The 4,945-nt window shown below is 65.9% G+C and carries 5 protein-coding genes and 1 pseudogene; 3 read left to right on the plus strand and 3 right to left on the minus strand.

Features of this window, described 5'->3' with window-relative positions; genetic code table 11:
* From WA317_RS16250 to msrB, 3 genes are all read left to right on the plus strand, one after another.
* Positions 1-1,119: alpha/beta hydrolase (locus WA317_RS16250; protein WP_425174008.1), on the plus strand; the 1,119-nt coding region annotated here is incomplete at its 5' end.
* Positions 1,120-1,150: 31 nt separating this feature from the next.
* On the plus strand, positions 1,151-2,473 hold the full coding sequence (gene aftC / locus WA317_RS16255; protein ID WP_425174009.1) for an arabinofuranan 3-O-arabinosyltransferase: 1,323 nt from the start codon (positions 1,151-1,153) through the stop codon (positions 2,471-2,473).
* Positions 2,474-2,521: 48 nt separating this feature from the next.
* Positions 2,522-2,935: a peptide-methionine (R)-S-oxide reductase MsrB gene (gene msrB, locus WA317_RS16260; protein ID WP_425174010.1), complete on the plus strand. Its 414-nt coding sequence runs from the start codon at positions 2,522-2,524 to the stop codon at positions 2,933-2,935.
* 15 nt (positions 2,936-2,950) lie between these two features.
* Here msrB and WA317_RS16265 read toward each other — a convergent pair whose 3' ends face one another.
* From WA317_RS16265 to WA317_RS16275, 3 genes and pseudogenes are all read right to left on the minus strand, one after another.
* Positions 2,951-3,694: a class I SAM-dependent methyltransferase gene (locus WA317_RS16265; protein WP_425174011.1), complete on the minus strand. Its 744-nt coding sequence runs from the start codon at positions 3,692-3,694 to the stop codon at positions 2,951-2,953.
* A gap of 48 nt (positions 3,695-3,742) precedes the next feature.
* Positions 3,743-4,438, minus strand: a complete 696-nt coding sequence (gene hemQ, locus WA317_RS16270) for a hydrogen peroxide-dependent heme synthase (protein ID WP_425174012.1) — start codon at positions 4,436-4,438, stop codon at positions 3,743-3,745.
* 5 nt (positions 4,439-4,443) lie between these two features.
* A pseudogene (locus tag WA317_RS16275) lies at positions 4,444-4,945 on the minus strand (protoporphyrinogen oxidase); the annotation flags it as partial.

Genomic DNA, 4,945 nt, shown 5'->3' on the forward strand with positions numbered 1-4,945 from the left:
CTGCGCAGCCGCCCGATCGTCGCCGTCGACCGCCGCGGCATGGGCACGTCGAGCGCGGTGGACTGCCGCGACCAGCTGGACCGCGAGCAGATGCGCGACCAGGCGCAGTTCCAGCCCGGTGACGACCCGGTGGCCAACCTTTCCGACACCGCCAACAGCGCCACCACCAGCTGCACCGACACCATTGCCCCCGGCGACTCCGACTACGACAACAATCACGCCGCCGACGACATCGAACGACTGCGCAGCATCTGGGATGTTCCGGCATTGGCGCTGATCGGCATCGGTAACGGCGCTCAGGTGGCGCTGAGCTACGCCGGGACGCATTCCGACAAGGTCGCCCGGCTGGTGCTGGATTCGCCCATCCCGTTGGGAATCAACGCCGAAGGCGCCGCCGAGCAGAGGGTCAAGGGTCAGCAGGCGGCACTGGACGCGTTCGCCGCGCAGTGCGTCGCCGTGAACTGCTCGCTAGGCCCGGATCCCAAGGGTGCGGTGGCTTCGCTGCTGGCCGCGGCTAAAGCGGGACACGGGCCCGGCGGCGCGTCGGTGGCCGCTGTCGTCGACGCACTGGTCACCGCGCTCGGCTTCCCGACCGGCGACCGGATCTCCAACACCACCAACCTGGCCGACGCGATCAGCGCCGCCAACTCCGGCGACACGAACAAGCTGACGAGTCTGATCAACCGGGCTGAGGCCATCACGGGCACCGACGGCGAATTCATCAACTCGTGCAGCGACGCGCTGAACCGTCCGACACCTGACCGGATCCGCGAGCTGGTGGTCGCCTGGAGCAAGCTGTACCCGCAGTTCGGCGCCGTCGCCGCCCTCAACCTGGCCGAGTGCGTGCACTGGCCCAGCGGCCTAACACCGCAGCAGCCCAAGCACCTCAAGATCGACGTCATGTTGCAGGGCGTGCAGAACGATCCGATCGTCGGCATGGAAGGTGTGACCGCGACAGCCGCCAGCGTCATCAACGCCGGCGCGGCGAGCAAGCGGGTGATGTGGCAAGGCATCGGCCACGGCGCCAGCATCTACTCGTCGTGTGCCGTGCCGCCGCTGATCGGCTACCTGAACAACGGCAAGCTCCCGGAAACCGACACCTACTGCCCCGCCTCATAGTTCGGGCTGCATCAATGGCCCGGACGCGCCGGTGTACGGTTCGCTCGTGACGGCAGCCGACTCCACCCACAGCGGCCTGGGTGATTTCCTGCGCGCCGCGTTTCGTCCCCGCACCGGCCCACCGAGCACCGCCACCGTGTGGCGGTCCGTGTTGTGGCCGGCGGCCATCATGTCGATCATCCACCGCAGCGTGGTGCTGACCGCCAACGGAAACATCACCGACGATTTCACACCCGTCTACCGGGCGGCACTTAATTTCCGGCAAGGTGTGCCGCTCTACAACGAGCACTTCGACTACGTCGACCCGCACTATCTCTACCCGCCGGGCGGCACCCTGATCATGGCGCCGTTCGGCTACCTGTCCTTCGCGACCTCGCGCTGCCTGTTCATCCTGGTCAACGCTGTGGCCATCGTGCTCGCCGCCTACCTGCTGCTGCGGCTGTTCAACCGCACGCTGGCCTCGGTGGCCGCCCCGGCGTTGCTTTTGGCGATGTTCTGCACCGAGTCGGTGACCAGCACTCTGGTGTTCACCAACGTCAACGGCTGCATCCTGCTGCTGGAGGTGCTGTTCTTCCGCTGGCTGTTGAACGACCCGGGGACGAACGGCGGCGACCATCAGTGGTGGGCCGGAATCGCCATCGGCCTGGCGCTGGTGGTCAAACCCGTACTGGGGCCGCTGTTACTGCTGCCGCTGCTCAACCGGCAGTGGCGCACGGTGCTGGCGGCCCTCGCCGTTCCGGCGGTGTTCAATCTGGCCGCGCTGCCGCTGCTCAGCGACCCGGGCGACTTTTTCGCTCACACCTTGCCGTACATCCTGGGCACCCGCGACTACTTCAACAGCTCGATTCTGGGCAACGGTGTGTATTTCGGCCTGCCGACCTGGCTGATCCTGTCACTGCGAATCCTGTTCACCCTCCTCGCCATCGGCAGCCTGTGGCTGCTTTACCGCTATTACCGCACCCGCGACCCGCGATTCTGGCTGCTGACGTCGTCGGGTGTGCTACTGCTGTGGTCGTGGCTGGTGCTGTCGCTGGCGCAGGGTTATTACTCGATGATGCTGTTCCCGTTCCTGATGACGGTTCTGCTGCCCAACTCGGTGATCCGTAACTGGCCGGCGTGGCTGGGTGTCTACGGGTTTCTGACGATGGACAAGTGGCTGCTGTTCAAATGGATGTACGTCGGGCGCCCGCTGGACTACCTGAAAATCACCTATGGCTGGTCGTTGCTGCTCATCGTGACGTTCTGCGTGCTCTATTTTCGCTACCTGGACGCCAAGGCCGAGAACCGGCTGGACAACGGGATCGACCCGGTCTGGCTGACGGTCGAGCAACCCCGCGCTAGCGTGGATGCATGACCGCGCCGACGACGATGCGAAGCGAAGCGACGAGGAGGAGTGGCGCTGATGACCAAGCAGCTGCCAAAAGTTCAGCTCTCCGACGATGAGTGGCGTCAACGGCTGAACCCGCAGGAGTTCGATGTGCTGCGTCGCGCCGGCACCGAGCGGCCTTTCACCGGTGAGTACACCGACACCAAGACCGAGGGCATCTACCAGTGCCGCGCCTGCGGCGCCGAACTGTTTCGCAGCACAGAGAAATTCGAGTCGCACTGCGGCTGGCCGTCGTTCTTCGACCCCTCGAAGTCAGACGCGGTGATTCTGCGTCCGGACCATTCCATGGGCGCGACGCGCACCGAGGTGCTGTGCGCCAACTGCCACAGCCACCTCGGTCATGTTTTCACCGGTGAGGGCTACCCCACACCGACCGATCAGCGCTACTGCATCAACTCGGTCTCGCTGCGGCTGGTCCCCACGTCCTAGAGGTTGTCGACGACATCAGTCCACCCGGGTGGCGTGCACTTCCCAGAAGCCGGCATGCACGCGGCCGTTGACCAGCCACGGCTCCATCGCCTTGTACCGCTGCAACATGTCGTCGGCCCGGTCGGCCATGTCCGGATTCCGCTCGGCCATCATCTCGATCGTCTCGCTGCTCAAATTGACCTGATACGTCGTCGGCCCCAGATGGGTGATCTCCCAGCCGCCGACCGGAAGCACGTCGCGAAAGTCGTTCTCCGACAACGATCGCAACATGTTGAAACCGTTGACGCTGTGCTCACCGAACTCGAACATGTACAGCCGCGCTCCGGGTTTGGTAGCCCGGTGCAACGCACGCGCATAGGACAGCTGAAGGTCACGGTCGGTGCTGAAGGTGTGGTAGAACGCGCAGTCGACGACGGTATCGAAGTGGTTGTCCAAGCCTTCCAGCTTCGTGGCGTCGGCCAGCTGAAAGTTAACCGACACCCCCGCTTTCTGCGCGTTCTCCCTTGCCCGCTCCAGCCCGGTCGGCGAGGCGTCGATCCCGGTGGCCGAGTAGCCCTTCGACGCGTAATAGATCGCGTGGTGCCCTGGGCCGGTGCCCGGGTCGAGCACCTCGCCTTTGATCGCGCCCAGCGCTACCAGCTGCCGGACAACCGGCTGCGGGCCGCCGATGTCCCAGGGTGTGGCGGCGGGCAGGCCATGAGCGATCCGCTCATCGCGGTACATCTCTTCGAAGCGGGCGGGATCAACAGGAGCAGTCATGCCGCCGAGGGTAGACACCCCAGCTGTAAATCGCCCGAACGGCGGCGATCAGGGCAGAGCCGCCACCAGTTGCTCGACCGGTACCCGCGGCCCGGTGAAGAACGGGGTTTCGGCCCGGGTATGACGGCGGGCGTCGGTTGCCCGCAGGTCGCGCATCAGGTCGACGATGCGGTGCAGTTCGGGCGACTCGAAGGCCAGGATCCACTCGTAGTCGCCGAGCGCGAACGCCGGAACCGTGTTCGCCCGAACGTCCTTATAGCCGCGGGCGGCCATGCCGTGCTCGGCGAGCATCCGACGACGCTCCTCGTCCGGCAGCAGGTACCAGTCGTAGGACCGCACGAACGGATACACGCAGACGTAGGCGCCCGGTTCTTCACCGGCCATAAATGCCGGGATGTGACTCTTGTTGAACTCGGCGGGCCGATGCAGCGCCACACTGCTCCACACCGGCGTGCTTGCGCGTCCCAGTGTGGTGGTGCGCCGAAAGTCGGCGTAGGTCGCCTGCAGCGCTTCGACGCGTTCGGCGTGCGTCCAGATCATGAAGTCCGCGTCGGCGCGTAGGCCGGCGACGTCATAGAGGCCGCGCACCACGACCCCGCGTTCGTCCTGCTGCTTGAAGAAGGTGGCCGTCTCGTCGACCACATCGTCGCGGCCGTCCCCGAGCGCGCCGGGCTGCACCGAGAACACCGAAAACATCAGGTAGCGCACTGTCGCGTTCAGGGCGTCGTAGTCCAAGCGAGCCATGATAACTATCGTGCCACGAGGTCTTGAACCGCCCGGATCACACCTTCGGCTGCACGGCCGGCGGCGCCGATGCAGGCCGGCACGCCGATGCCGTCGAGGTAGCTGCCCGCCACGCCCAAGGTGCCAGGCAGCCCGGCGCGCAATTCGGCCACCAACTCGCCATGCCCGGGTTCGTATTGTGGCATCGCGTCGATCCAGCGCTGCACCCGCGCCTCGACCGGCCTGACGGCCACGCCGAACACCGTCGTCAGGTCTTCCACCGCCCAGTCGACCAATCGGTCGTCGGAGGCCCCGGACGAGACGTCGTCGCCGAACCGGCCGAACGACAACCGCACCAGCTCGAAGTCGCCGCTAGCCTTTTGAAGGCCCCATTTGCGCGACGACAACGTGATCGCCTTAGCCCGCAGCGGTTCGCCGCTGGCGGCCAGCACCCCGGAGTGTTCTGGGAAAGCGGCGCCGGCCGGCACCGCGAAGGCCACCACCGCCGATGAGGCGCTGCGGATCCGC

It is taken from the genome of Mycobacterium sp., from assembly GCF_049802695.1.
Lineage (GTDB): Bacteria > Actinomycetota > Actinomycetes > Mycobacteriales > Mycobacteriaceae > Mycobacterium.